Source organism: Pseudomonas sp. SWI7 (assembly GCF_006351945.1).
Lineage (GTDB): Bacteria > Pseudomonadota > Gammaproteobacteria > Pseudomonadales > Pseudomonadaceae > Aquipseudomonas > Aquipseudomonas fulva.
Map to the genome: position 1 here is coordinate 2928581 of NZ_CP040930.1, position 24021 is coordinate 2952601.

Annotated in this window: 25 protein-coding genes; 9 read left to right on the forward strand and 16 right to left on the reverse strand. The window is 63.8% G+C overall.

Annotated features, from left to right (window positions below; translation table 11 throughout):
* The first annotated feature begins 27 nt into the window (after nt 1-27).
* The gene (locus FH041_RS13470; RefSeq protein ID WP_049696517.1) at nt 28-486 is read left to right on the forward strand and encodes a universal stress protein; all 459 of its coding nucleotides are present in this window, start codon (nt 28-30) and stop codon (nt 484-486) included.
* 85 nt (nt 487-571) lie between these two features.
* Here the strand turns inward: FH041_RS13470 and FH041_RS13475 are convergent, their stop codons facing one another.
* Genes FH041_RS13475 through FH041_RS13490 form a run of 4 tightly spaced genes read right to left on the reverse strand, consistent with a single transcriptional unit; the run spans nt 572 to nt 5330 of the window.
* A complete protein-coding gene (locus FH041_RS13475; protein WP_027914431.1) occupies nt 572-1426 on the reverse strand; it encodes an HlyD family secretion protein in 855 nt (284 codons plus the stop codon).
* A gap of 10 nt (nt 1427-1436) precedes the next feature.
* Nucleotides 1437-1637 carry a DUF1656 domain-containing protein gene (locus FH041_RS13480; protein ID WP_027914430.1) on the reverse strand — a complete coding sequence of 67 codons (201 nt, stop codon included), beginning with the start codon at nt 1635-1637 and terminating at the stop codon, nt 1437-1439.
* A complete protein-coding gene (locus FH041_RS13485) occupies nt 1627-3804 on the reverse strand; it encodes an FUSC family protein (protein WP_027914429.1) in 2178 nt (725 codons plus the stop codon). Before FH041_RS13485 ends, FH041_RS13480 begins: the two co-directional genes overlap by 11 nt.
* Nucleotides 3801-5330, reverse strand: a complete 1530-nt coding sequence (locus FH041_RS13490) for an efflux transporter outer membrane subunit (RefSeq protein WP_140174696.1) — start codon at nt 5328-5330, stop codon at nt 3801-3803. The genes FH041_RS13485 and FH041_RS13490 overlap by 4 nt, the downstream gene beginning before the upstream one ends.
* Nucleotides 5331-5521: 191 nt before the next feature.
* Between FH041_RS13490 and FH041_RS13495 the strand changes: the two genes are divergently transcribed.
* Complete coding sequence (locus FH041_RS13495; protein WP_027914427.1) at nt 5522-6451, forward strand: LysR family transcriptional regulator; 930 nt, start codon at nt 5522-5524, stop codon at nt 6449-6451.
* A 71-nt stretch (nt 6452-6522) separates the two neighbouring features.
* Nucleotides 6523-7497, forward strand: coding sequence for a D-glycerate dehydrogenase (locus FH041_RS13500; protein WP_023534454.1), 975 nt, complete (start codon nt 6523-6525; stop codon nt 7495-7497).
* A gap of 59 nt (nt 7498-7556) precedes the next feature.
* On the opposite strand, the gene FH041_RS13505 is transcribed toward FH041_RS13500, so the two are convergent.
* The gene (locus FH041_RS13505; RefSeq protein WP_027914425.1) at nt 7557-8459 is read right to left on the reverse strand and encodes a DMT family transporter; all 903 of its coding nucleotides are present in this window, start codon (nt 8457-8459) and stop codon (nt 7557-7559) included.
* A gap of 181 nt (nt 8460-8640) precedes the next feature.
* Here FH041_RS13505 and FH041_RS13510 point away from each other — a divergent pair, with 181 nt between their 5' ends.
* Entirely contained in the window at nt 8641-9528 is an 888-nt protein-coding gene (locus FH041_RS13510; protein ID WP_027914424.1) for a helix-turn-helix domain-containing protein, read from the forward strand.
* Here FH041_RS13510 and FH041_RS13515 read toward each other — a convergent pair.
* The 6 genes from FH041_RS13515 to FH041_RS13540 form a co-directional block, all read right to left on the reverse strand.
* Nucleotides 9525-11915 carry a TonB-dependent siderophore receptor gene (locus tag FH041_RS13515; protein ID WP_088522900.1) on the reverse strand — a complete coding sequence of 797 codons (2391 nt, stop codon included), beginning with the start codon at nt 11913-11915 and terminating at the stop codon, nt 9525-9527. The two genes, FH041_RS13510 and FH041_RS13515, sit on opposite strands and share 4 nt — an antisense overlap.
* A gap of 137 nt (nt 11916-12052) precedes the next feature.
* Nucleotides 12053-13039, reverse strand: a complete 987-nt coding sequence (locus FH041_RS13520) for a FecR family protein (protein WP_125921926.1) — start codon at nt 13037-13039, stop codon at nt 12053-12055.
* The gene (locus tag FH041_RS13525; protein WP_049696520.1) at nt 13036-13605 is read right to left on the reverse strand and encodes an RNA polymerase sigma factor; all 570 of its coding nucleotides are present in this window, start codon (nt 13603-13605) and stop codon (nt 13036-13038) included. The genes FH041_RS13520 and FH041_RS13525 overlap by 4 nt, the downstream gene beginning before the upstream one ends.
* 4 nt (nt 13606-13609) lie before the next feature.
* On the reverse strand, nt 13610-13936 hold the full coding sequence (locus FH041_RS13530; RefSeq protein WP_088522899.1) for a DUF3325 domain-containing protein: 327 nt from the start codon (nt 13934-13936) through the stop codon (nt 13610-13612).
* On the reverse strand, nt 13936-15513 hold the full coding sequence (locus FH041_RS13535) for a PepSY domain-containing protein (RefSeq protein WP_140174698.1): 1578 nt from the start codon (nt 15511-15513) through the stop codon (nt 13936-13938). Before FH041_RS13535 ends, FH041_RS13530 begins: the two co-directional genes overlap by 1 nt.
* Nucleotides 15510-15815, reverse strand: a complete 306-nt coding sequence (locus tag FH041_RS13540; protein WP_027914418.1) for a DUF3649 domain-containing protein — start codon at nt 15813-15815, stop codon at nt 15510-15512. The genes FH041_RS13535 and FH041_RS13540 overlap by 4 nt, the downstream gene beginning before the upstream one ends.
* 239 nt (nt 15816-16054) lie before the next feature.
* Between FH041_RS13540 and FH041_RS13545 the strand changes: the two genes are divergently transcribed.
* Both FH041_RS13545 and FH041_RS13550 read left to right on the forward strand, forming a co-directional pair.
* Nucleotides 16055-16402: an HPF/RaiA family ribosome-associated protein gene (locus FH041_RS13545; protein WP_027914417.1), complete on the forward strand. Its 348-nt coding sequence runs from the start codon at nt 16055-16057 to the stop codon at nt 16400-16402.
* 158 nt (nt 16403-16560) lie between these two features.
* A complete protein-coding gene (locus FH041_RS13550) occupies nt 16561-16851 on the forward strand; it encodes a DUF3509 domain-containing protein (RefSeq protein WP_027914416.1) in 291 nt (96 codons plus the stop codon).
* Between the two features lie 3 nt (nt 16852-16854).
* Here FH041_RS13550 and FH041_RS13555 read toward each other — a convergent pair whose 3' ends face one another.
* Complete coding sequence (locus FH041_RS13555; RefSeq protein WP_027914415.1) at nt 16855-17325, reverse strand: phosphate-starvation-inducible protein PsiE; 471 nt, start codon at nt 17323-17325, stop codon at nt 16855-16857.
* A 218-nt stretch (nt 17326-17543) separates the two neighbouring features.
* Between FH041_RS13555 and FH041_RS13560 the strand changes: the two genes are divergently transcribed.
* The gene (locus FH041_RS13560) at nt 17544-17807 is read left to right on the forward strand and encodes a YebG family protein (RefSeq protein WP_140174700.1); all 264 of its coding nucleotides are present in this window, start codon (nt 17544-17546) and stop codon (nt 17805-17807) included.
* A 37-nt stretch (nt 17808-17844) separates the two neighbouring features.
* Here FH041_RS13560 and FH041_RS13565 read toward each other — a convergent pair whose 3' ends face one another.
* On the reverse strand, nt 17845-18864 hold the full coding sequence (locus FH041_RS13565) for a Glu/Leu/Phe/Val dehydrogenase dimerization domain-containing protein (RefSeq protein ID WP_027914413.1): 1020 nt from the start codon (nt 18862-18864) through the stop codon (nt 17845-17847).
* Between the two features lie 123 nt (nt 18865-18987).
* Between FH041_RS13565 and FH041_RS13570 the strand changes: the two genes are divergently transcribed.
* On the forward strand, nt 18988-19794 hold the full coding sequence (locus FH041_RS13570; protein ID WP_028687628.1) for a SirB1 family protein: 807 nt from the start codon (nt 18988-18990) through the stop codon (nt 19792-19794).
* Nucleotides 19795-19812: 18 nt separating this feature from the next.
* Here FH041_RS13570 and maiA read toward each other — a convergent pair whose 3' ends face one another.
* Genes maiA through hmgA form a run of 3 tightly spaced genes read right to left on the reverse strand, consistent with a single transcriptional unit; the run spans nt 19813 to nt 23051 of the window.
* Nucleotides 19813-20442 (reverse strand): maleylacetoacetate isomerase, encoded by a 630-nt coding sequence (maiA, locus tag FH041_RS13575; protein ID WP_049696522.1) that lies wholly within the window; start codon nt 20440-20442, stop codon nt 19813-19815.
* Between the two features lie 11 nt (nt 20443-20453).
* Complete coding sequence (gene fahA / locus FH041_RS13580; protein ID WP_028687626.1) at nt 20454-21746, reverse strand: fumarylacetoacetase; 1293 nt, start codon at nt 21744-21746, stop codon at nt 20454-20456.
* A 3-nt stretch (nt 21747-21749) separates the two neighbouring features.
* A complete protein-coding gene (gene hmgA / locus FH041_RS13585; protein ID WP_088522893.1) occupies nt 21750-23051 on the reverse strand; it encodes a homogentisate 1,2-dioxygenase in 1302 nt (433 codons plus the stop codon).
* Nucleotides 23052-23220: 169 nt separating this feature from the next.
* Here hmgA and FH041_RS13590 point away from each other — a divergent pair, with 169 nt between their 5' ends.
* Nucleotides 23221-24003 (forward strand): IclR family transcriptional regulator, encoded by a 783-nt coding sequence (locus tag FH041_RS13590; protein WP_027914407.1) that lies wholly within the window; start codon nt 23221-23223, stop codon nt 24001-24003.
* Nucleotides 24004-24021: the final 18 nt, after the last annotated feature.

Consider the following 24021-nt stretch of genomic DNA (forward strand, 5'->3'; position numbering starts at 1 on the left):
AGCCACCCCCACGATCAAGGATTCCGTATGCCAAGCCCCGTGCTCATCGCCATCGACGCCTCCCCTGCTACCCAAGCGCTGCTCGCCCTGGCCCGCCGCTGGTGTCGTCCTGAAGACCATACCTTGCATGTACTGCTGGCCATCGATACTTCCTTTGCCGTGCACGAACAACCGGCGCCCTACACGGCCGACGAACAAGCGCAGTACCCTGCCGCGTGCGAGGAACAGCAACAGGCCGACCATGCCCTGGGCGAGGCGGTCCGTGACTTGCAGCAGGCGGGTTTCGCCTGCCACGGCAGCATGGTGGCCGGTCGGCCTGTAGAGGTCATCGTGGCCAAGGCCCAGGCCCTGAACTGCGAACTGATCATCATGGGGCACCGTCATCTGTCGCGATTGGGGCGACTGCTGGACCCTTCGATCAGTGCCAAGGTGATCGATCAGGTGCAGGTGCCGGTTTTGGTCGGGCCGGCTCAATGTCCCGCTTGAGGAGCCGGACCTTCAGGTGATTGCGGGACTTGCAGAAACGTGCCGCCCAGGCGCAACGCGCTGCAGCGGCAGGCTGCCGAGTGCTTCACTGCGGATCGACCACCACCGTACAGGTAGTCCCCGCTGCCAGGAAGTAACCTTCGGGCATCTGGTCGATATGGATGCGCACCGGCACCCGCTGGGCCAGGCGCACCCAGTTGAAGGTCGGGTTCACATCGGCAATCAGCTCGCGACTCTGCGGGTTGTCGCGGTCGTAGATGCCCCGGGCGATGCTCTCCACATGGCCCTGCAAGCGTTCCCCGCTCATCATCTGCAGCTCGGCAGGGTCGCCTACCTTCACATGGGGCAGCTTGGTTTCTTCGAAAAACCCGTACACCCAGAATGACGCCTCATCGACCACCGCCATCACCGCCTCGCCGGTACGTGCGTAATCGCCCTTATGAACGTTCAGGTTGGTCACATAGCCATCGACCGTGGCCACGATCCGGGTACGCTTGAGGTTCAACTCGGCAGCCGCCAGCGCCGCCTGGGCCTGCTGGTACTCGGCCAGCGCAGCGCTGGCAATGTTGCTGGCATCGTCGCGGTTTTCCTTGGAGATCACCAGGTTGTCCAGGTCGGCTCGGCGTCTGGCATTGACCCGGCGCATCTCCCAGGTGGCCTTGCGGGCGGCCACCAAGGCCTTGGCCTGTTCGACCGCCAACCGGTAGTGTTCCGGGTCGATCTGGATCAACAGGTCGCCCTTGCTGACCCGCTGGTTGTCCTTGACTGGCACATCGACCACGTAGCCAGGCACATCGGCCGCCACGTTGATGATGTCGGCACGCACCCGGCCATCGCGTGTCCAGGGGGTGGTCATGTAATGCAGCCACAGCTGACGACCGATCACCACGGCGGCCGCCAGGACCAGCAACGTAGCGACAAGGCTGAAGAACTTTTTCATCGAAGGATTCTCACCAGTAGAGCGACAGCGCCAGGGCGCCGAACAGGCAGACGAACAGGCTCAGGCGCAGCAGCGCCGGGTGCCAGAAGAAGCGGTAGCCATCAACGCTGGCAATGAACCGGTCAAGCCCCCAGGCCAGGCCTAGCGCAAACAGGAACATCACGGTCAGGGTGGGCATGTACACGCCGTGGAAGGCGATTTCACGAGGCATGGGGCAAGCCTTTGGGTGGCGCAAGCGGTGAGTGGGGGTCGAGCAGGGATGAGCGGATAAAGTGCAGGTAGCTCTGGACACGGCGTAACACCGACGTGTCGAAGTGCCGCGCAAACGGCTCGTCGGTGGCCTGCACCCGGGAAATGGCATGGTCCACCGCCACAAGGGCACGCTCATGATTCCCGGCGCTGGGCTGCAAGAACAACCGCGCCAGGGCGCGGCCCATGACCCGGATAGCCTGGCGCCACGGCTGGGACTCGGCATAGGCCGGGTGCACGGGTGCCCGTGCCTGCTCCTTGCGCAGCTCGATGACCGCATGGCCGATTTCAAGCACGCTGAACATCCAGCCCATCAACTGGCTTTGCACCTGCGGCTTGCCGGCCGCCAGGCCATAGGCCTGGTGCAGCAAGTCGCGCGTGCGGCTTTCGAAGGCCGTGCCGATGCCGCGCAGACGCCCGCTGATAGCAAACAGCACTTGTTCACGCAGGGCCTGCTCCAGCCGGCTCCACAACCAGCGGCTATTGGGCGGCAGGATGATCGCGCCGGCAGCCGCGCACACGAACATGCCAACGACCATGGCGATGTAGTCGTTGATGAAGCTGTACGGGTCATACACCGTCAGGTTGTTGGGCACCGAGCCGATGGCGAAGAACACCAGCAGGCCAATACCGTAGCCCGAGTAGGCCGGGCGCGACGAGAGAAACGCACCCAGCACGAACACCGGGGCCAGGACCATGCACAGCAAAGGGAAGCCGTCGATCCAGGGAAACACGAAGAAGGTTTCGAAAAACCCGATCACCGCGCCTATCGCCGTGCCGCACGCCATCTGGAACGACAGCCGCTTGGGGTTGGGCGAAGCCGCCGACAGCCCAGCGGTAACCGTGGCGATCAAGGTCATCATGGCGCCGCTTGGCCAGTCGCTGATCAGCCAGTAACTGCCCAGCAGCAACAGCACCGCTGCCGAGCGCAGCCCGGCTGCCAGGCATACCAGGGTGCTGGTCTGCGCCACGTAGGGTTCGTCCCACTGCTCTCGCGCGTGGTTGTGCACCGCCAGGGAGGCGTGGGTTTCGGCGTAGCTGTACATCTCGTCCACGAAGCGGTAGAGCAACTCGAACGCCGTGTGAAAATCCAGCAGGTCGGCTTCGCAGGGCGCGGTGGCCAGGTATTCGGCGCGCAAGCTGCGGACCTGGGCCTGCAACCCTTCGCGGTAGGCACCAAGCTCAAGGGTCAGGCGCAAGGCGTCGGCATCGGTCAACGCGCGTCCCACATAGGGTTCGAGCAGGTCGACGAGGGTGTGCAGGCCAGGCTCGATGGCGCTGACGATCTGCACGGGCCCACGTGCGCGAAGCCGCTCGATCAGGCGGTGCAGGGCGTTGAAGCGTGTGGTGATGGCCATGAATTCGCTGTTCATGCGTACCAACCGGCCACTGCGCCGCCGCATGTGCGGGTCCTCGAAGGCAGTGACGTTGCGCAGGCTTTCCAACCCCACCGCCTCGGCCACGAAGCGCACGTTGCTGCTTTCAAAACGCTCACGCTGGCTGTCGCCACGCAAGGCTTCGACCACCACGGCCGCGAACGCACCGAAACGCTGGTACAGGGCGTTGCGCATGGCAGCACTGGCCGATTGCGGCAAGATGGCGGCGCTGACGAACGTGGACACCAGGATGCCCAAGGCAATCTCCAGCACTCGCCACACCGCTGCCATGAACGCCTGGTCCGGGTGCTGCAACACCGGCAGGCCGATCATCGCCGCCGTGTAGCCGGCAAGCACGAAGCCATACGCCTGAAAAGTGCGGTAGCGCATGGCGCCTGCCGAGCACAGGCCCACCCAGACGGCCAGGCTGGGCAGAAACAGTTCGGTGTTCTGCGGGAACACGGCCATCAATGCGACCATCATCACAGAACCCGCCAAGGTGCCCAGCACCCGGTAGAAGCTCTTGGCGAACACATGCCCGCTTTGCGGCTGCATGACGATGAACACGGTGATCATGGCGGTGCGCGGCTGCGGCAACTCCAGGCGCATGGCCAGCCACAAGGTGATGAAGGCTGCAGCCAGCACCTTGAAGATGTACACCCAGGTGACCCCATCGGTCCGCACCCAGGCCTGGAAACCGCGCCGCCATTGCAGGCTCTGCAACCAGCGCAGGGGTAAACCCCAGGTATTCATGGGCGCTCACTCGGCTTGGCGTTGAGTAGGGCGAGAGGTGCTGGCGTGGCTGGCGGCGCCTGGCGTTCTTCGTCCGGCACATCCGAGCCGGCTTGCAGACCGCCGCCCAGCGCAGTCACCAGCGCGGCGTGAGCGATCAGGCGCGCGGCCTGCACCTGCTGCTGAACCTGCTGCTGACGAAACAGCAGCGTCTGCGCGTTGAGCACGTTCAGGTAGTCAGTTAAGCCCCGCTGGTAGGCGACCATGGCGATGTCGTAGGTTTTCTGCGCCGCGGCGACCGACTCGGCCGCAAAGTGCGCCTGCGCCTGCATCGACTCACGACGCACCAGCTGATCGGAGATGTCCTTGAGCGCGCCGATCACCGTCTGGTTGTAGCGCGCCACGGCCACATCATAGTCGGCGGCGGCGGCCCCCAGTTGCGCGCGCAGACGCCCGCCATCGAAGATCGGCAGGGTGACGGCCGGGCCGACGGTGTAGTTGAACTTGCGCCCGGTGAGAAATGCCAGCGGGCCGCCGCCGGTGGCCACGAAACCCAGGCTGCCGACCAGGTCCACGTTGGGGAAGAAGCCGGCATGGGCCATGTCGATCCCCCGCGCTTGGGCCGCGACCTGCCAGCGGCTGGCGACCACATCGGGGCGCTGGCCGACCAGTTCGGCGGGTAGCCTGGAAGGCAGCGTCAAGGGTGCGGCAAGGGTCAGGCTGGGGCGCTGCAGCTGCGCGCCCTCCCCTGGCCCCTTACCCGCCAGGGCCGCCAGCTGATGAGTGGCCAGGGCGATATCCTCGTCCAAGCTGTCGAGCTGGCGATGGGTTTCCGGCAGCGGCGCCTGAGCCTGGCTGACCTCCAGATGAGTACCGATGCCAGCGTCCAGTCGACGCTGGGCCAGGTCCAGAATCTGCTCTTGCTGCGCCAGTTGAGCCTTGATGATGTCGCGCCGGGCGTAGTGCAGGCTCAGCTCGATGTACACGCTCACCACCGTGTGCTGCAGCTCCAACTGGGCCTGCCTGGCCTCTGCGGCCTGTCGATGGGCCTGGTCCACGGCCTGCTCGCTGGCATTGCGCTCGCGCCCCCACAGATCAAGGGCGTAGCTCAGGCCAAGGCTTGCGTTGTTATCCCAGGTGGTGGCACCGGACAAATCACCCGGGCCATAGAAGGGATCGTCAGGCCAATTGTGCCGGTTGAGCGTCGCCCGACCGGTACCTTGCAGGTGTTCGGCCGACTCGGCAAGGCCAGCCAGGGCCCGCGCTTGACGCACCCGTGCTGCGGCGATGGCCAGGCTGGGGTTGGCGGCCAGCGCCAGTGCTATCCAGTGATCGAGTTGGGGGTCGCGGTAGGCGCGCCACCATTGCTGGTCGGGCCAGTGGGCGTCGGCGGCGGCCTGCTCGATGGCTGCACTGGGGCTCAGGGTGTTGGCTGGCAGCGTTTGGGTCTGCGGGGCAATGCCCCAGGTTCCGATACAGCCGCTCAAGGTGAGGGCAAGGGCACAGGCACTGAACGCTTGGAGCGTTCCGATGATGCAACGCGGCACAGCTGCGATATCCCGAGGAAGAGGTGGAGGGGCTGGGCAATTCTAGGGGGCGGCCACACTGGCGATAAGCGCTGATTCCTGCGAATCTTTGTTACTGAAACAGCGATAATCAGCCTTTGGTCGAACGCAACTTTTCATCCTGGTTGCGCGACTTCGTGACACAATTTTGTCCTCTAGATCGAGAGTGACCCATGGACACCCTGCAAAACATGCGTGCCTTCAGTTGCGTGGCCCAGCTCGGCAGCTTCACGGCCGCAGCGGGCCAGCTGGATACCACCACCGCCAACGTGTCGCGGGCCGTCTCCAACCTGGAAGCGCATCTGCAAACACGCCTGCTCAACCGCACCACCCGCCGCATCGCGCTGACCGAAGCCGGCAAGCGCTACCTGATGCGCTGCGAACAGATTCTGACCTACGTCGAAGAAGCCGAGGCCGAGGCCAGCGACGCCCATGCCCGCCCGGCCGGGCAGTTGAAGGTGCACTCGATGACCGGGGTGGGCCAGCATTTCGTGGTCGATGCGATCGCCCGCTACCGCGAATCGCACCCGGACGTGACCTTCGACCTGACCATGGCCAACCGCGTGCCCGACCTGCTCGACGAAGGTTACGACGTGTCCATCGTGCTGGCCACCGAGCTGCCGGACTCAGGCTTCGTGTCACAACGGCTGGGCATCACCTACAGCATCGTCTGCGCGTCGCCGGCCTACATTGCCCGTCATGGCGTGCCGCAGAAGCCGGCCGATCTGCTCAAGCATGCCTGCCTGCGCATGGTCAGCCCGGTGATACCGCTTGAAAAATGGCTGTTCGATGGTCCCGAAGGCCAGGAAATGGTCAACATCACCAGCTCACCCTTCATGGTCAACACGGCCGATGCGATGCGCACGGCCATTCGCAGTGGCATGGGGGTGGGGGTATTGCCGATCTATTCGGCCATCGAAGGCTTGCGCAACGGCACCCTGGTGCGAATCCTGCCGCAATACCGGCTGCAGGAACTCAACCTGTATGCCATTTACCCGTCGCGCCAGTACCTGGACGCCAAGATCAAGACCTGGGTGGAGTACCTGCGCAACTCGCTGCCGGAAATCCTCGCGGCCCATGAAGCCGACCTGAAAGCGCATTGAGCCACCACCGGCAAGGGTTGCAGCCTGCTGCGCACAACCTGTAGCTTCAGGGTTTTGCCTTCAGGTGAACGATGAAAAAGACCGTCCTTGCCTTCAGCCGGATCACCCCGGCCATGGCCGAGCGCTTGCAGCACGATTTCACCGTGATCATGCCCGATCCCAAACGCGGTGACGTCAACGCGCAGTTCAACGAAGCCCTGCCGCATGCCCACGGCCTGATTGGGGTGGGCCGCAAGCTGGGGCGTGCCCAGCTCGAAGGGGCTGGCAAGCTCGAAGTGGTGTCCAGCGTGTCAGTGGGCTACGACAACTACGACCTGGACTACTTCAACGAACGGGGCATCGCCCTCACCAATACACCGGACGTGCTCACTGAAAGTACGGCCGACCTGGGCTTTTCCTTGATCATGGGCTGCGCCAGGCGGACCGCAGAGCTCGACGCCTGGACCAAGGCCGGCCATTGGCAGGCCAGCGTAGGGCCTGCGCTGTTCGGCAGTGACGTACATGGCAAGACCCTGGGCATCGTCGGCATGGGCAACATCGGCGCCGCCATTGCGCGGCGGGGTCGTCTGGGCTTCAACATGTCGGTCATCTACAGCGGCAACAGCCGCAAGACGGCTCTGGAGCAGGAACTGGGTGCGCAGATGCGCAGCCTCGAGCAACTGCTGGGCGAAGCCGACTTCGTCTGCATCGTGGTGCCGCTGTCCGATGCCACGCGCCAGTTGATCGGCGCCCGCGAGCTGAAGCTGATGAAGCCCTCGGCGTTTCTGATCAACATCGCCCGCGGGCCAGTGGTGGACGAAGCAGCATTGATCCAGGCCCTGCAGGACGGCACGATCCGAGGTGCCGGCTTGGACGTGTATGAAAAGGAACCCCTGGCCGACTCCCCGCTGTTCAGCCTGCCCAATGCCCTGACCCTGCCCCACATTGGTTCGGCGACCGCCGAGACGCGCGAGGCGATGGCCAACCGCGCCATCGACAACTTGCGCGCGGCGCTGCTGGGCGAGCGGCCGAGGGACCTGGTCAACCCTCAGGTGTGGAAAGGCTGAGCACGGGCGTTGCTGAGCGCACGGGCCGCCACCAGTGCGGCCCGGCTTCATGACCAGGCCTAGGCAGGCCGTGGCACCTCGGAACTACGCGCAGCCTTGGGTTTGCGAAACACCAGCACATTGCCCGCCATCACCGCCACCAGGCCAAGCAAGGCGGTGGGCGTCCATTGATAGCCTTCGACGGCCGCCGACACGTTCAGGGCCACCAGCGGGAAAAGCACCGTGCAGTAGGCCGCGCGTTCCGGCCCCATGCGACCGACCAAGGTCAGATACGCCGTGAACGCGATCACCGAGCCCGGCACCGCCAGGTAGAGCAGTGAGCCCACGTAGCGTGTGCTCCACTCCATCTCGAAGGGAATCCCACCCAACAGGCAGGCGATCGCCAGCATGCCTGCCCCATACGCCATGCCCCAGGCGTTGGTGGTCATGGGCTTGAGCCCGGCCGCCTGCTGCACGCTCGAGAGCATGTTGCCTGCCGAAAAACACAAGGTGCCGAGCAGTGCCAGGCCAAGGCCATAGAGGGTCTGGCGGCTGGCCGCATGGTGCGACAGCTCCGGCCAGAAGAGCAGGCCCAGGCCCAGCAAACCCAGGGCCCCACCGCCAAGTACATGCGGGGCTACCTGCCGGCCAAAAAACAGCCGGGCATTGATCGCGTTCCACAAGGTGGCGGTGGAGAACACCACGGCAATGAGGCCGCTGGCGATCCATTGGCTGGCGCTGAGAAAGCAGATGAAGTTGATGCAGAACAGGCACAACCCCTGGGCCAGGCAAATCTGGTGGCCGCGCCGCCCCATGGGCTGCAGGCGCCGGGTGAGCAACAGCACGGCAAACAGGATCAGCGCTGCCAAGGCAAAGCGATAGACGATGGATACCGGGATGGCGACCCCACCCAGCTGGAATTTCAGGGCAATCCAGGTCGTACCCCAGATCAGCACGGTGAGCAGGTAGAGCGACAGGTTCATGGTGTGTTTCCTTTGGGCCGTCCACGGGTGTCCCGGCCAAGGCAGGCATGCCTGGGTACCGGGCATCGCCAGTATTTCGCTCGGTGTCCCTGCCCTGCTTGCATAAACTTGCGCTTTTGCGCATCAGGGCGCTGTCACCAGTCCTTGGCCGCAGTAGCATGTGCAGCAGAGGTAGGCCCCGATGACGCCATTCACCCAGCTGCAAGTGTTCAATGTCATGCATGCATCACCCAACGCCCGGCTGGAGCTCAGCGCGCACCTGGGCGATGGGCTGGCGGCTGCGCTGTGGCGCAACCGCGACGATGCCCGCGACTACCAGGCACCCAGCCACCACACCCTGTCCTGCTACCTGGCCGACGGTACCGGCACCTTTCGACGCCAACGCCCGGCCGACAAAGGTGCTCCGGACAAGCTGTGCGTATTGCCGGCCGAGCACGAGTCGAACTGGGTGATCAACGGGGCCATCCGCATGGCCCACTTGTATGTGAGCCCAGCGCAGTTTGCGCTGGGGTGCGTACGCCTGCTCGACCGGGAACCGCGGGCGCTGCAACTGCAGGAGGCGACCTTCCTGGACGACCCCGGGCAGGCCCTGCGCTTTCGCCAGTTGTCAGGCCTTGACTGGAACGAGCCGGCCGAGCGTTTGCTGGCCAGCAGCCTGGCGCACGAGATCGTCGACCATGCCGTGCTCAGCCAGGTGGGCCTGCGCCAAGGTCTGCGCCTGAAGGGTGGGCTGGCGCCCAGCCAGCGCCGCCAGTTGATCGACTACATCGAGGCACACCTGGAGCATGCCCTTACCCTTGGCGAGCTGGCCGTGCGGTGCAACCTGTCCGAGTACCATTTCGCACGCATGTTTCGCGTGAGCTTCGGCTTGCCACCCCATCAATACCTGCTGGCCCGGCGCCTGCACCGGGCGTGCCTGCTGCTGCGGCTGGGCCATGCGCCCTTGGGCGAGGTGGCCCTGGCCTGCGGGTTCGCCAGTGCCAGCCATTTCAGCAATCGCTTCCGCCAGGTGCTGGCGGCCACGCCTGGGGAGTATCGCCAAGCCCTGGGCCGAAGGGCCGGTCGCTAGAATTCGAAGGTGCCCGATACGCTCACCTGCCGCGCATCGCCCACCGCCACGAAGTACTGGTTCACCGACGAGCTGTAGTACACCTTGTCGAACAGGTTCTTGACGTTCAGTTGCAGGCGAACGGTGTGCTCGTCCAGCTGGGTCTCGTAGCTGGCGAAGGCGTCGGCCACTGTGTAGGACGGCAGGTCGAAGGTGTTGGTCGCATTGCCGGTACGCTCGCCCACATAACGAGCCCCGGCACCGGCGCGCAGGCTGTCGCCACCGAACAGGCTGCCGAAATCGTAGACGGCGGACAACGAAGCGCCGTGCCGCGCCACGTTCTGCAGGCGGTTGCCCTTGAGGGCCGGGTCCTGGGTGACCTTGGCATCGGTGAAGGCGTAGCTGCCGATCAGGCTCCAGCGCTCGCTCAACTGGCCGGTCAGGTCCAGCTCGACGCCCCGGGAGTTCACTTCACCGGCATTGCTGTAAACCGTCTCGCGGGTACTCGAATCGAAGTTGGACACCAGAACGTTGCGCTTGGTGATGTCGAACAAGGCCAGGGTACCCGTGATACGCCCCGGCACGTCGAGCTTGGCCCCAAGCTCCCACGACTTACCCTCTTCCGGGGCGATGGCGCCGTCGAGCACCACGTTGCCGGCCAGTGGCGCGATGGTCGAGTTGGGCTTGAACGACTCGCTGTAGCTGCCGTAGAACGAGAGTTGCTCATCGACCTTGTACACCACCCCCGCATGGGGGACCCAGGTTTGCCCACTGATGTCGGTGTTGGCATTGAACGGGCGCCCGCGACCGGCGTACTGGTCATATTGCTGGAAGCGCCCACCGGCCACCAGGATCCAGTGATCGTCCAGGTGCAGCGCATCCTGCATGAACAGGGCGTCGGTGCGCAGCTTGTCGGTCTGGTCACTGTCGGAGGCGCGTACCGTGCTGCCTTCCACTTCACGCCCGTACACGGGGTTCAGGTAGCTGAAGGAGGTGCGCGGCGTCTGGCGGATCAGGTCGGCGCGGTACACCTTGCGGTCTTCATGGTCCAGGCCCACCAGCAGGTCATGCTGCAGGCCTGCCAACTGGACCGTGCCAGCCAGGCTCGCCGTGACGAACTGGTCCCGGCTCATGGCACCGCGCGTGCCATCGATGCTGCGCGACAGTGTGCCGGTGCGCGGGTTGACCCCGGTCACGCGTACCTGGCTGGCGTCATAGGTTTCCCGGTTGAAGCTGTAGCCCAGGTGCAGTTTCCAGTCGTCGGCAAGCTGATGGTCCAGTTGCAGGCTGTAGAGGTCGGAGCGGCCCTGCATATCGTTGAACGGCTCATCCAGGCGCCGAGTGGCTGGGATGTCAAGCGGATGACCGTCGTTACCGAAGGCCGTGCCGCGGTCGAACGGGTAGAGAAACTCACGGTGCTCGTAGGCCACCACCACTTGGGTATCCTCGCCCAGCCAGGCCAGCGAGGGGGCCAGCAGCGTCTCGCGGCGCACGCCATAGTTGCGCCAGTAGTCTTCGTCCGTATGGTCGGCAATCAGGCGGTAGGCCATGTTGCTGTCCCCCAGCGCGCCGGTGCTATCGAACCCGCCACCGCTGCCGTTCTTGCCATCGCCATAGGTCGAGCCGCGTGCAGTCAGGGCGTTGTAGGCCTGCAACTGCGGCCGCTTGCTGACCACGTTGATCACGCCGCCTGGATCCTGGATGCCGTACAGCAGCGAAGCCGGCCCCTTGAGCACCTCGACCCGCTCAGTGCTGGCACTGAGGCTGCGGCCCTGCACCAACGGCATGCCATCGCGCATGATCGAGCCGTCGCGGTTGTCGCCAAAGCCGCGCTTCATGACGGTGTCGGAGGTACCGCCGAAATTGTTGCCTTGGGTAATGCCGCTGACATTGGCCAGGGCATCGTCAAGGTTGCGCGGCGCCTGGTCGCGCAGCACTTGGGCAGGCACCACGTTGATCGCCTGGGGGATGTCCTGAGTGGGGCCCTGGCCACGCATGATCGAGGTGGTGGCCGGCGGCTGATAGCTTGAGCTGTCGAGCTGCGAAGTCACGGTGGTGGCCTGCAGGTTCAAGGCACCTGCGGTGTCCAGCGCCTCCAGGGTGAAGGTATGGGCATCGACCCGTCGCCAGATCAGCCCGGCATTACCCAACAAGCGTTGCAACGCTCGCTCGGCGCTCAAGGCCCCGCGCAGCGCAGGCGCCTGCACGGCAGGCAGCGTCAGGGTATGGACCACGCTCTGCCCGGTGACGCGGCTGAAGGCGTCCAGGGCCTGGAGCAGTGGCTGGGCGGGTTGGTCGAAGGTGTAAGCTTGCGCGCGTTGCGCCGCACTCACCGCTGGGGTGTAGACGAACGGCGGGAGTACTGCAAGACCGAGCCAGAGGGGAACGCAACGCAAGGTAGACTTCATGGACGCTGACCTGAGAGAGGGTGTTGAGTGCGAATGAATCGCACTTCCACGCACTACACGGTTGAGGGGTGGTGATACCTCACCTGCGGGATGAAGTTTTTTTGAGAGCATGGCATCAGGTGCATAACGACCAGCATTCAACGGATAACCGTGAACCGCCCAAGCACCGTCTGACGCGAAAAGCCCAACACTGCACCCAGTGAGTCCAGCGCCTGCAGCGGTTCGGCAATGGGGAAACTACCACTGACTTCACGGTGTCCCAATGCTTCGTTGAGCAGCACGATGTGACCGGGGTAATAGCGACCCAGCTCCTCGACCACTTGCGCCAGCGGCGCCTGGGAATAGGTCAGCCAACCCTCGCGCCATGCCAGACGCTGCTCGCTGTCGACCGACAACGTGTGGCTGACCTGCCCCGCGCTGTAGCTCACCTGCTGGTTGGCAATCAGCTCACGGGCCACGGCTCCCTTGGATGGGCGGACCGCTACGCGACCGGCGCGTACGGTGACCTGGGTGGCGGCGCCCTGCTCGCGTACTTCGAACTCGGTGCCCAGCACTCGCACCTGCCCATCCGCGGCCTGCACCACAAAAGGCTCGCCAGTGTGGGTGACCTTGAAGAACGCGGCGCCGTGCAGCAACCGCACGCGTCGCTGGCCTTTGTCGAAATGCACGGCAATTGCACTGTGGGCGTCCAGCGTGACCGCCGAGTGGTCCGGCAAGGTCACTTCGCGCCGTTCGGCCGACGTACTGTAGTCGGCGCGCAGATCCAGCAGCCAGTGCCCGGGCTGCCACCCAAGGAGCATGCCAATGGCCATGATCAGGCAAGCGGCCATGGCCAGCGCCCCTGCACGCCAACGCCTGGGGCGCCTCGTAGCAGGCGGCGTCATCCGGTCGAGGTAGTGTTGCAGGGCCAGCCGGTCTTCATCGGCCAGGGTCGCGGCAGCGGAAGCACTGTGGTTCCACAGCGCCTGCGCCTGCTCGTACGCAACCGGGTGCCGGGGATCGGCCAGCAGCCAACGCCTGAACGCCGCGCAGCGGGCCTGCTCGGGCTGCCCGTTGATGCGTACAAGCCACTGCAGGGCGGCATCGGATTGTGCCTGGGTGACAGCAGCTAACGTGGTCGTCACGGCGTGCCCCGTGGTCGTCGTGGAAAGGGCGCGGCCAGGGCGACACTGGCCTTGCAGGCTTGCAGGGCACGCATCATATGTTTTTCCACGGCGCTTTGGGACAGTTGCATGGCGAGTGCTATTTCGCTGTACGTGCAACCGTGGACACGGTTGAGCAGAAAGATCTGCCGGGTACGCTCGGGTAACGCACGCAAGGCGTTTTCGATACGTTGCAGATCGTCATCCACCTCCAGGGTCTGCTCCAGCGTCTGGCTCACAAGGTGCGCGCTGTCCTGTGAAGCATCAGCGACAGCACGCTGTCGGCTGCTCTCGCTGCGCAAGTGATCGATGGCCAGGTTGCCGGCGCAGCGCATCAAGTAGGTGTCCAGGGCTTCGACCTTGACCTGCGCACGCCCCCAGAAGCGCAAGAACAGTTCCTGGACCAGGTCGGACGCGGTGGCCCGGCAGCCTACCCGGCGACTGACCAGCGCCTCCATGCGCGCGCGCTGGGCCATGAAGACCTGGATAAAGCGGGCACGAGCGCTCGATTCACCGTCCGAGCCATCGTTCTGCGTCGTGGGGCTCATGGCATCACCCGGCTGACAGGACCAGCAACGGCCCCAGCAATGCGCTGACGGCGGCCATGCCGACCAGCAAGCGCGGCAGATACGGCAACGCGAACACCCACAAGGTCACACCTGCCATCACCACGGCCGTCCACTCCACCAGGCCGTGAGCCCAGCCCCGCGACTGCACAGCAAGGACCAACGAGACCAGCAGCATGAGCCAGCCGGTCACGCGTAATAGCTGCGGTTGTCCTGGACCAGGCGTGCGCCCCAACAGCGTTTCGAAGTGCTTGGACATGGCCAGGCACAAGGCGGCGAAACCCGCAAAGGCGATCAAGGCGATACCGAACATCATCGGGCCTGCGCCGTTTCATGGCCAACCTGGCTGGCGCGTGAACGGGAAAGCTTGGCCGAGGCCACCGCAGGGCGCAGCTTCTTGCTTGCCAGCCAGGCCAGGAATACGCCGCAGCCCAGTGCGGTGAGGTCGAACCCCGCCATACTCCAGTCGCCATCGATGATGGCGTGGTCGAGCCCGTGCGCCGTGGTCAGCGCGTTGAGCAGGGGCAACAGCATGAAGGCCAGCGCCCCGAGTGCCAATTGCTCACCCCAGGCCCGGCGACCGCTACGCGCAATGGCATGCGCCAGCGCCAGGCCCCACGTGATGAAAAACGCGTTGACCTCCCAGTCGGCACGGGCTTCAAGCGCCACCGGCAGCAGCCGGTTAGCCCAGAAAAAGCTGGCCACTGCCAACAGCAGCCCACTCATGCTGACGATATTGAGCACTTCCACCAGACGCAGCTCACGTGGAACGCGTGGGGCTTTGGCATGCTTGAGCTGGCGCTTGTCCAACCACATCACCAGGCCGGTCCCGATTACAGCGGTGCCCGCCAGCCCGAAGCAGAAATACAGCCATCGCAGCCAAGGGCCAGCAAAATTGCCCATGTGCAACCCGGCGAAACTGAATGCCGTCAGCATGGCGCCACTTTCGGGCTTGCCTTGTTCGAGCAGCGCGCCTGTGGCGCCGTCGAAGGTCCAGTTGGCACTGCGACGATAGGCAACGTGGTCGGCGGCAGATTGAGTGAAGGTGACCCGGGCGTTGCTGTCGCCCGGGTTCTCGACCCGAATGTTGCCCACCCGCGCCCCTGGTTGCAGCGCCTGGACCTGGGCATACAGACCCGGCAGTGGTGCAAGCGGCGCGGCGACCTGGGCTGCCTTGGGCGCCTCCCCTCCCCCAAACAGATCATTGAAATACTTCGAGGTGTCATCGCCGTAATGCGCCATCAGCCCTGCGGGCATGACCAGGTACATGAACAGCACCAGGCTGCTGTAGCTGATCATGAGGTGAAACGGCAGCACCAGCACGCCAATGGCGTTGTGACCGTCCAGCCAGGAACGCTGGCCTTTGCCAGGACGAAAGGTGAAGAATTCCTTGAAGAGCTTCTTGTGGGTGATGATGCCGGTGACCAGGCCCAGCAGCATGATCAGGGCGCAGAATGTCGACAGCCAGCGGCCATACGGATAAGGCATCTGCAGTTGGAAGTGGAACCGGTAGAAGAACTCACCGCCGCGACTGTCGCGCGCCGTGACGGGCTCGCCGGTCTTGGCATCGAGGGTCTGGGTGACGAAACCGCGCGGCCCGCCGTTCGCATCCCGATACCCGACCTTCACCCCTGCTTCACGCTCATTGGGCAGGCGAATGAACCAGCTTTGCGAAGCGGGCGCCTGACGTTGCAGGTAGCGCTGCGCCGCCTCCAGTGCGGCCTGCGGGCTGGCGGCGTGATGGCTTATCTCAGGCTGCATCCAGTGGGTGATTTCTTCCTTGAAGTACGACAGGGTGCCGGTGAGGAAGATGGCAAAGAGCAGCCAGCCGAACAGCAGGCACGTCCAGGTGTGCAGCCAGGCCATCGCCTGGCGGAAGCCTTCTTTCATGGCAATTTCATCCAATGGACCAGTGCGCCAAGCAGCCCGAGCACCAGGCTCGGTATCAACACGCCCAGCCACGCTCGCCAGGCATCACGGCAGGCAAAGCAACCGATGAATGCCAGCACGTAGAACACGAACGACAGCATCAGGCCGATCAGCGTGGCGTCGACCGGCGCCACGGGCAGCGACACTGCCACGCAGAAACTGGCCGTAGACGCCAACAGGTAACCGCCGAGCAACGCCGCCAGGCTGCGTGAAGCCACGGCCAGACGATAGCTGGGCGTGAGGCTGGCGGGTTTACGGGTCATGACGAAGTCCGGAAAGGGTCAGGCCAGCAATAATAATGATATGGATTCTCATATGCAAAGCTTGGCCGACAGCATGCCGGGCAAAAGTGAGCAATCGGCTTTGCTACAAGACATTTATTTTTTCGCGGGGGTTGAATTCGCTGTTCGCTTGCCTGACCTTAGAGTCAAGAGGCGCAGAAATTCCAAGGGTCTCAAGGGCCTGGCGTCTCCACGCGAGCAAGCTGAATAAGGATTGAATCATGCAAATCCAGGTCAACAGCAGCAACCACATCGATGGCAATGCCCGGCTCGACGAGTGGGTCCGCAACACGGTGCAAGACACGCTGGAGCGCTACGAGGAAGACCTCACCCGTATCGAGGTGCACCTGCGCGATGAAAACGGCGGCAAACCCGGACCACAGGACAAGCGCTGCCAGATGGAGGCTCGCCCCAAAGGCCATCAGCCGATCTCGGTGACCCATACGGCCAATTCGCTTGACCAGGCGGTGGAAGGCGCGGCTATTAAGCTGACCCACGCGCTGGAGCATCTGTACGGCAAGTTGCGCAGCAAGCGTGGCGTGCTGGAGCTGAGCGATCCGGAGGCTTGATCACCTGACCAGAATAGGGCCGCGCAGCGGCCCTTGCCTTATCCAGCCGCAGGGGCTCAGCTTTGCACTACTGCGCCTGTCACGACCGATAAACGGTTGGAACCTGCTCCTGCCCCCGCCAGTCAATTTCTGCATCATCACGTTGCAGAAGCGCCATCATGACCAACCCATTCGATCAGATCAGTGCAGCGTTCAGCCCCCAGTACCGGGTCAACCTGAGCATCGAGGCGCTAGACGGGAGCATCATGCTCACCTTGTCTGACGAGGCGGGCATTGCCGCCAAACGCTTGATCAGCCAGGCGCAACGCAACGACCCTGCTCGTTTGCAACGGGTCATCGACAGCATCCGCCTGGGTCTGGCGATAGACCGCAGCCAGAACCCCATGCAAGTGCTCGCCGCCCTCACGCGCCCCGGTGGCGGCCAAGCACGCAACGTCGTGGCCAACTGAGGGTTACTTGCCCTCTTCCACATCCTTGCCGCTGGCATCCAGGGCCTTGGTCGACGGATAGCGATACGACGCGTAGCGCACCACCAGAATGGCCAATGCCAGCAGCAGAATGCCCCCGCACACGTACAGCAAGCCTACATCCGGCGCCTTGTGGTGCGACACGTCGCCAATCAACAGGCGGGTGAGCGCCGTGATGGCCACGTACAGTAGAAAGCGGATGGGCATGTGGTTGGTCTTGAAATAGATGCCTACCATGGCGCCCAACTCCAGGTAGATGAACAGCAGCAGGATGTCATCCACACTGATCCCACCCTTGCCGAGCATGTCCAGGAAGGTCACCACAGCGGCATAGGCGGTTATCGCACCGATGCCGAATAAGGCCAGGTAGTGAAAGCCTTCGACGCACAGGTTGCCCAGCGAATCGGCTGAACCATGCAAGCCTTTGCGCAGTTTTTCTGCCCATTTGATGTTCACGATCAACGACTCCCCAAAGCTATCCAAAAAATGATGCGCTACCCGTATGACGCTTGTGCCATGCAGTTAAAGGGCCAGGCACAGGGGCTTGGAAGGTGGTCGAGTGACGCAGGACACGCGCAGCACCCGGGAAATTCAGGGTTGCGCGATTCGGAGAATGCCATTACTGTATATAGATACAGTAAATTGTTAACAGCAAAAAGGCATAGAGGTGATGAATGGCCGTCGAAGTGGTGTATCGCAGCAGCCGCGACCCGGAGCGCTTGTTCATGGATAAAGCCGAAGCAGACCGTCACGACAAGATGCTCGAACTGGCTGAGCGCCTGGCAGAGGTGCTGCACAAGGCCGTGCCATCATTGAGCGAGCAGCAGGTAGAAGAAACTGGTATCTACATGGCGAAGAACCGCGACGTGTTTGCCAGGGCGTTCAAGAGCCAGCCTGACGCGCTGGGTGAACTGCTCGAGAGCGATGCTGCTCAATAGCGATCGCTGGTGCCTTGATTGCCTAAGGGCGCGGAAATCACGCGTACAGCAAACGTTCCGCCAGCGCCTGCGCCACACGTGCAGGTGAACGCTTTTCAGCCTGGGCATGGCCGAACACTTCGGTGAGTCGGGCAGGTATACGGGCAATATGGGCGGTGATCGCCTCCGCTCTTTCGCCCTTATGAGCCAACGCCGAGTAGATCAGGGCGCCTGCGTTGATCACGTAATCAGGCGCATAGAGAATTCCTCGCCCCTCCAACTGATCGGCAACATGCAGCGATGCCAGCTGGTTATTCGCAGCGCCTGCCACCGCCGCGCACCTCAACTGCATCACACTTTGCCCATTCAATCCCGGGCCTACGCCGCACGGGGCGAAGATGTCGCACGGTGTACTGGGTAGCGCATCGTGGGCAATCGGTTGTGCGTCGAACTGCTCCACTGCAAGTCGCACCCGGCCTGGCTCCAGGTCGCTGACCAGCAGGTCTGCACCGGATGCATGCAGATGTTCGGCCAGCGCATACCCCACGCTCCCCAGTCCCTGAACGGCAACACGCAGCCCTTCCAGGTTGTGGCTGCCCAGCCGTGCATGGGCGGTGGCGCGCAGGCCCGCGAATACCCCCATCGCCGCATGTGGGGCAGGGTCACCCAGCGCCGTCGTGCTGACAACATGGGGGGTGCCCTGCGCCAGGCAATCCATGTCCAGCGTCGAGGTGCCGCTGTCCAGGGCAATGAGCAGTCGCCCTTGCAAGCTATCGATGCAGCGGCCGAGTGCCTCGAACAGGGCGGCGCGGTCGTTCACATGCGGACTGCGCAAAATGACCGCCATGCCGCCCCCGAACGGCAGGCCCGCCATTGCCGCTTTGTAGCTCATGCCCTGGGCCAGGGTGACTGCATCGGTGATGGCACTCTCATGATCGGTGTAGGCCAGGTAGCGACAACCGCCCATGGCCGGCCCGAACCGCTCGCTGTGAATGACCACGACGGCTTCAAGGCCTGTCTGCGGATCGTTGAACACATGCAGTGACTGAGTACGGGTGCTTTGCATCAGTGCGAACATGGCCTGGCTCCCCCATGAGGTGCAGCATCCAGTATAGGCACCTGAACCGGGCAGGCCGGGCTACCGGACAACTGGACGAAACCGCTCTGGCCGGCTATTACTCAAGGGTGAGTGGAGAAGCCCATGAAGCCACGTCAAGCCTGCCTGGCCTGCCTTGAAAACAAGCCTGCCGCCCTGCTGCAAGCTGCGCTGTGGATCGCCGCCGAACATGACCCAAGCGTCGACCCTGATGCCTGCCAGGCCGTCTGCCAGAACATGCAGCACACCATCAGCATTCACCTGCCCATGGTGGCGGCCACTGAACTTGCCCAGCCGCTTTTGCGCCAGCTCAACGCGTTAGGTTTCCAACAGGATGAATACCTGCCGCTGCGTCCGCACGCTGCCTTGATGAACCATGTGCTGACAAGGCGACGCGGCCAACCGTTGGCCTTGGCCATCCTGGCACTGGAGTTTGCGCAACGTTTGTCCATTCCACTCGAAGGAGTCAGCTTCCCGGGGCACTTCCTATTGCGCGTGCCGGGTGCCGACCATTTGCTCGACCCCTGCGGCGGTCGGCGTCTTTACCCCAATGATTGCCGGGAGCTGCTGATCCGCCAGTACGGCCCTGGCACCGCGTTGAGCGCCGAGCACCTGCGCCCGGCCAGCGCGATGCAGATGCTGCAACGGCTGTCACGCAACTTGCGCCACCTGCACACCAGTAATGATGCCCCACTCGCGGCGCTGATCGATGCCGAGCGCGTCATGCAACTGGGGCCCGCCCAGGTTGGCGACTACCTGGCCCGGGCAAGCCTGTACAGGCAACTCGATTGCCCGCACGCCGAACGCTTCGACCTGGAACATGCGTTGCTGCTCACGGAAGACCCTGTGCAGCGACTCGTATTGAACGAGCGTCTGGAGCAATTGCCCTCGACAAGCCGCTCCCTTCATTGATCACCAATCGAACGCGGCTCACCGCGGTGTATCGGACTGACGCGAAGGATGAGCCTGCATGAACGCCGGATGCTGCTCCGCCAACGCCGCCACTCTGCGGATGCGCGGGTAACGCCCTAGGTCGATCCCGAATCGCTCGGCGGCATAAAGCTGCGGTATCAGGTAGACATCCGCCAGGCCAGGGGTATCGCCCAGGCAATACCCACCCTCGCCGATCACCTGCTCGACAGCCCCCAGCCCCTGGCTTATCCAATGACCGATCCATTGGTTGATCTGCACTTCATCCTGGCCCGCTTCACGCAAGCGGTTGAGCACGCTGACGTTGTGCAGGGGGTGGATGTCGCAGCCGATGATCGCCGCCACCCCGCGGGCCTGGGCGCGCTGCGCTGCACCTTCCGGTAGCAGGGCGGGCTGCGGGTAGGCCTCTTCCAGGTACTCGATGATCGCTGGGGATTGCACCAGCAGCTCGCCACCGTCTGTACGCAGGGTGGGTACCCGGCCCTGGGGATTGATACCCAGGTAACCGGCTTGCCGATGCTCGCCTTGCAGCAGATTGACGGGCAGTGCACGGAAGGTCAGCCCTTTGAGGGCCAAGGCAATCCGCACCCGGTAGGACGAGGTGGAACGGTAATAGGTATACAGCTCCATGCCTGCGCTCCTCAGTTGGCCGCGATGACCCGGCCACGGCACTCGCCGAACCCGATGCTCACCTCACCGTCGCACACACCCCGTGCCCGCAGGATGACTTCGTCGCCGTCCTCCAGAAACTTGCGCACTTCGCCATTGGGCAACTCCACCGGGTGCTTACCGCCCTCGGTGATTTCCAGCAAGCTGCCATAGGACCCTGGGGTGGCACCTGACAGGGTGCCGGAACCGAACAGGTCGCCGGGTTGCAACTGGCAACCGTTGACACTGTGGTGCGCCACCAGCTGGGCCACCGTCCAGTACATGCTGCGGGTGTTGCTCAGGGCCAGGCGGTGCGGCGTAGCCCCCTCCTCCCGCATGCGTTCGGTGAGCAGCAGCACCTCCAGTTCGATGTCGAATGCACCGGCTGCCTGATCACGCTTGTCGAGCAGGTAGGACAGCGGCTGGGGATCCCCTTGCGGCCTGGCCGGCTGAGCGCAGCGCAGGGGCGCCAGCGCCTCGGCCGTGACGACCCAGGGCGAAATCGTGGTCACGAAGCTTTTGGACAGGAACGGCCCCAGTGGCTGGTATTCCCACGCCTGGATGTCTCGCGCCGACCAGTCGTTGAGCAGGCACAGGCCCGCGATGTGCTCGGCGGCATCGCCGATGGGGATGGCCTGGCCCATGTCATTGCCCTGCCCGATCCAGATGCCCAGCTCCAGCTCGTAGTCCAGCCGCGCACACGGGCCGAAGCTCGGTTCGCTCTGCCCGGCGGGCAATGTCTGGCCCTTGGGCCGGCGAACATCCGTCCCGGAGGGGCGAATGGTCGATGCACGGCCGTGATAGCCGATGGGCACGTACTTGTAGTTGGGAAGCAAGGGGTTGTCGGGGCGGAATAACTTGCCGATGTTGCGGGCGTGCTCGATGCCCACGTAGAAGTCGGTGTAATCGCCGATCTGGGCCGGCACGTGCATCTGGCAAGTGCTGGCGGGGTAAAGCGCCCCTTCCAGCATTGCCTGGTGCTCGGACTGCTCACCGAGCAACTCGAGCAGCCGTTCACGCAGCGCCACGCGCGCTCCGCGCCCCAGTGCGAAGAACCCATTCAAGGTGCCGCCCTGCGTAGCGAGTACCGCCGCCTTGGCCTGACCTTCGAACAAACCCAAGCCCAGCACCGCCTCAAGGTCGAGGATGGCATCGCCGATGGCCACGCCACAGCGTCTGGCCTCGCTGCCACGACTGAAGATACCCAAGGGCAGGTTCTGCAGCGGGAAGTCACTGTGCCCATTGGCATGGCTCACCCAACTGCGGGCGATAGCGTGTTGGTTCATGGGTTATCTCCGGTTCGGGTTGAAGGTGCTGGGCAAGGTGGCCCAGCAGCTGTCGTAGTCGGTCTGCAACTGCGGGCAGGCCATGGCGTACTGGCTCGGGCGCAGCACCTGGCTGGTCTCGAACATGAACGCCATGGTGTTCTCGATCTTGTGCGGGGCAAGCTCGGCGGCGATGGCCCTGTCGCACGTCTCGGCATCCGGGCCATGGGCGCTCATGACGCTGTGCAGGGAGGCGCCACCGGGCACGAAGCCTTCGGCCTTGGCATCGTAGGCACCGTCGATCAGCCCCATGAACTCGTTCATCAGATTGCGGTGGAACCACGGTGGACGGAAGGTGTTCTCGGCCACCATCCAGCGCGGCGGGAAGATCACGAAGTCCATGTTGGCAAGGCCGTGCACACTGGTCGGTGAGGTGAGCACGGTGAAGATCGAGGGGTCCGGGTGGTCGAAGCTGACGGTGCCCAAAGTATTGAAGCGGCGCAGGTCGTATTTGTAAGGCACGTTGCTGCCGTGCCAGGCCACCACGTCCAGCGGCGAATGCTGGAGTTCACATGCCCAGTGCTCCCCCAGGAATTTCTGTACCAGCTGCACCGGCCCGGTGGTTTGTTCATAAGCGGCCACCGGCGTTTCGAAATCGCGAGGGTTGGCCAGGCCATTGCTGCCGATGGGCCCCAGGTCCGGCAGGCGCAGGGGCGCGCCGTGGTTTTCGGCAAGGTAGCCACGCGCCTGGGCATCGACCAGCTCGACGCGAAATTTCATGCCGCGGGGAATCACTGCAATTTCAAGCGGGCCGACCTGCATGACACCCAGCTCGGTGGCGATGCGCAGGCGACCTTGCTCAGGCACCAGCAACAGCTCGCCGTCGGCGTTGAAGAACACGCGCTCCATGGAGCGGTTGGTGCAGTAGATGTAGATGCTCACACCGCTAGGCGCATGAGCAGGGCCATTGGCCGCCATGGGCACCCAACCCTCGATGAAGTCGGTCGGCGTTTGCGGGATGGGCTGCGGGTTCCAGCGCAGGCGGTTGGGCGTGATCGTACCCAACGCCTCGCTCAGAGGCTGGCGCGCAAGGCGCTCGAAACGCGGGTGAGCGGCCGACGGCCGGATGCGGTACATCCAGGTGCGGCGCAGCTCATGACGGGCCATGGTGAACGCTGTGCCGGAGAGCAGCTCGGCATAGAGCCCATAGGGAGTTTTCTGAGGCGAGTTCTGCCCGACCGGCAATGCGCCTGGCAACGCTTCGCTGGTGAATTCGTTGCCGAAACCGCTGAGGTAGTGAAGGTCAGGTGCAGGGTCGCGATTCATCGATGCCTCCGGGCCGGGGCGGCCTGTGGGAGCAGTTGCTGCTGCCCGAGGGAACGGCGGCGCATCTGCATTGTTTTTATCGTAATCAGATTACGAATAACGTAATTTGCTCTGCGCCAGGCGTCAAGCTATAAAGGCGCGACTCGATGACTCGCGGATGATCCTACCGATGGCCAAAGCCAGCTCCCCTACCGACAACGGCAAGCAGAAGGTCCGCTCAGCCGAGGTGGGCACCGACATCCTCAAGGCATTGGCCGAACTCTCGCCTTCTACGTCACTGTCCAGGCTCGCAGAGCATGTCCAGATGCCGGCGAGCAAGGTGCATCGTTACCTGCAAGCCTTGATTGCCAGCGGGTTCGCCGAACAGAATGCGGCCACCAATCATTACGGTCTGGGGCGCGAAGCATTGCGCGTGGGCATGGCCGCGCTGGGCAGCATCGATGTACTGAAAGTCGCCGCGTTGCCGCTCTCCCAGCTGCGTGATGAATTGAACGAGAGTTGCTTCATTGCGGTGTGGGGCAACCAGGGGGCGACCGTGGTAAGCATCGAACCGGCCGTGCGCGCCGTCACCGTGGTGACGCAGATCGGCTCGGTATTGCCGCTGCTGACCTCGTCCACCGGGCTGGTGTTCGCGGCCCATTTGCCTGAGCGGGAAACCGTGGACCTGATGGCGCGCGAGCTGACCCAGCTCAAGCAGCGGCCTGATGATTATCAGCAGGTACTGGCAGGTATACGTGAACGCGGCCTGCACCACATCCACGGGCTGCTGATGCCGGGTGTGGATGCGCTGTCAGCACCGATCTTCAACGCCATGGGGCAGATCGCTGCGGTGATGACGGTGGTGGGGCCCACGTCGATGTTCCAGGCCGATGAACAAGGCCCTGCGGCGCAGCGGCTACTGGCTGCCACGCGCGAGACAAGCTGGCGCATGGGGCACTGCCCAGCGCCTTGAGTACTGCAGACTGTTGCC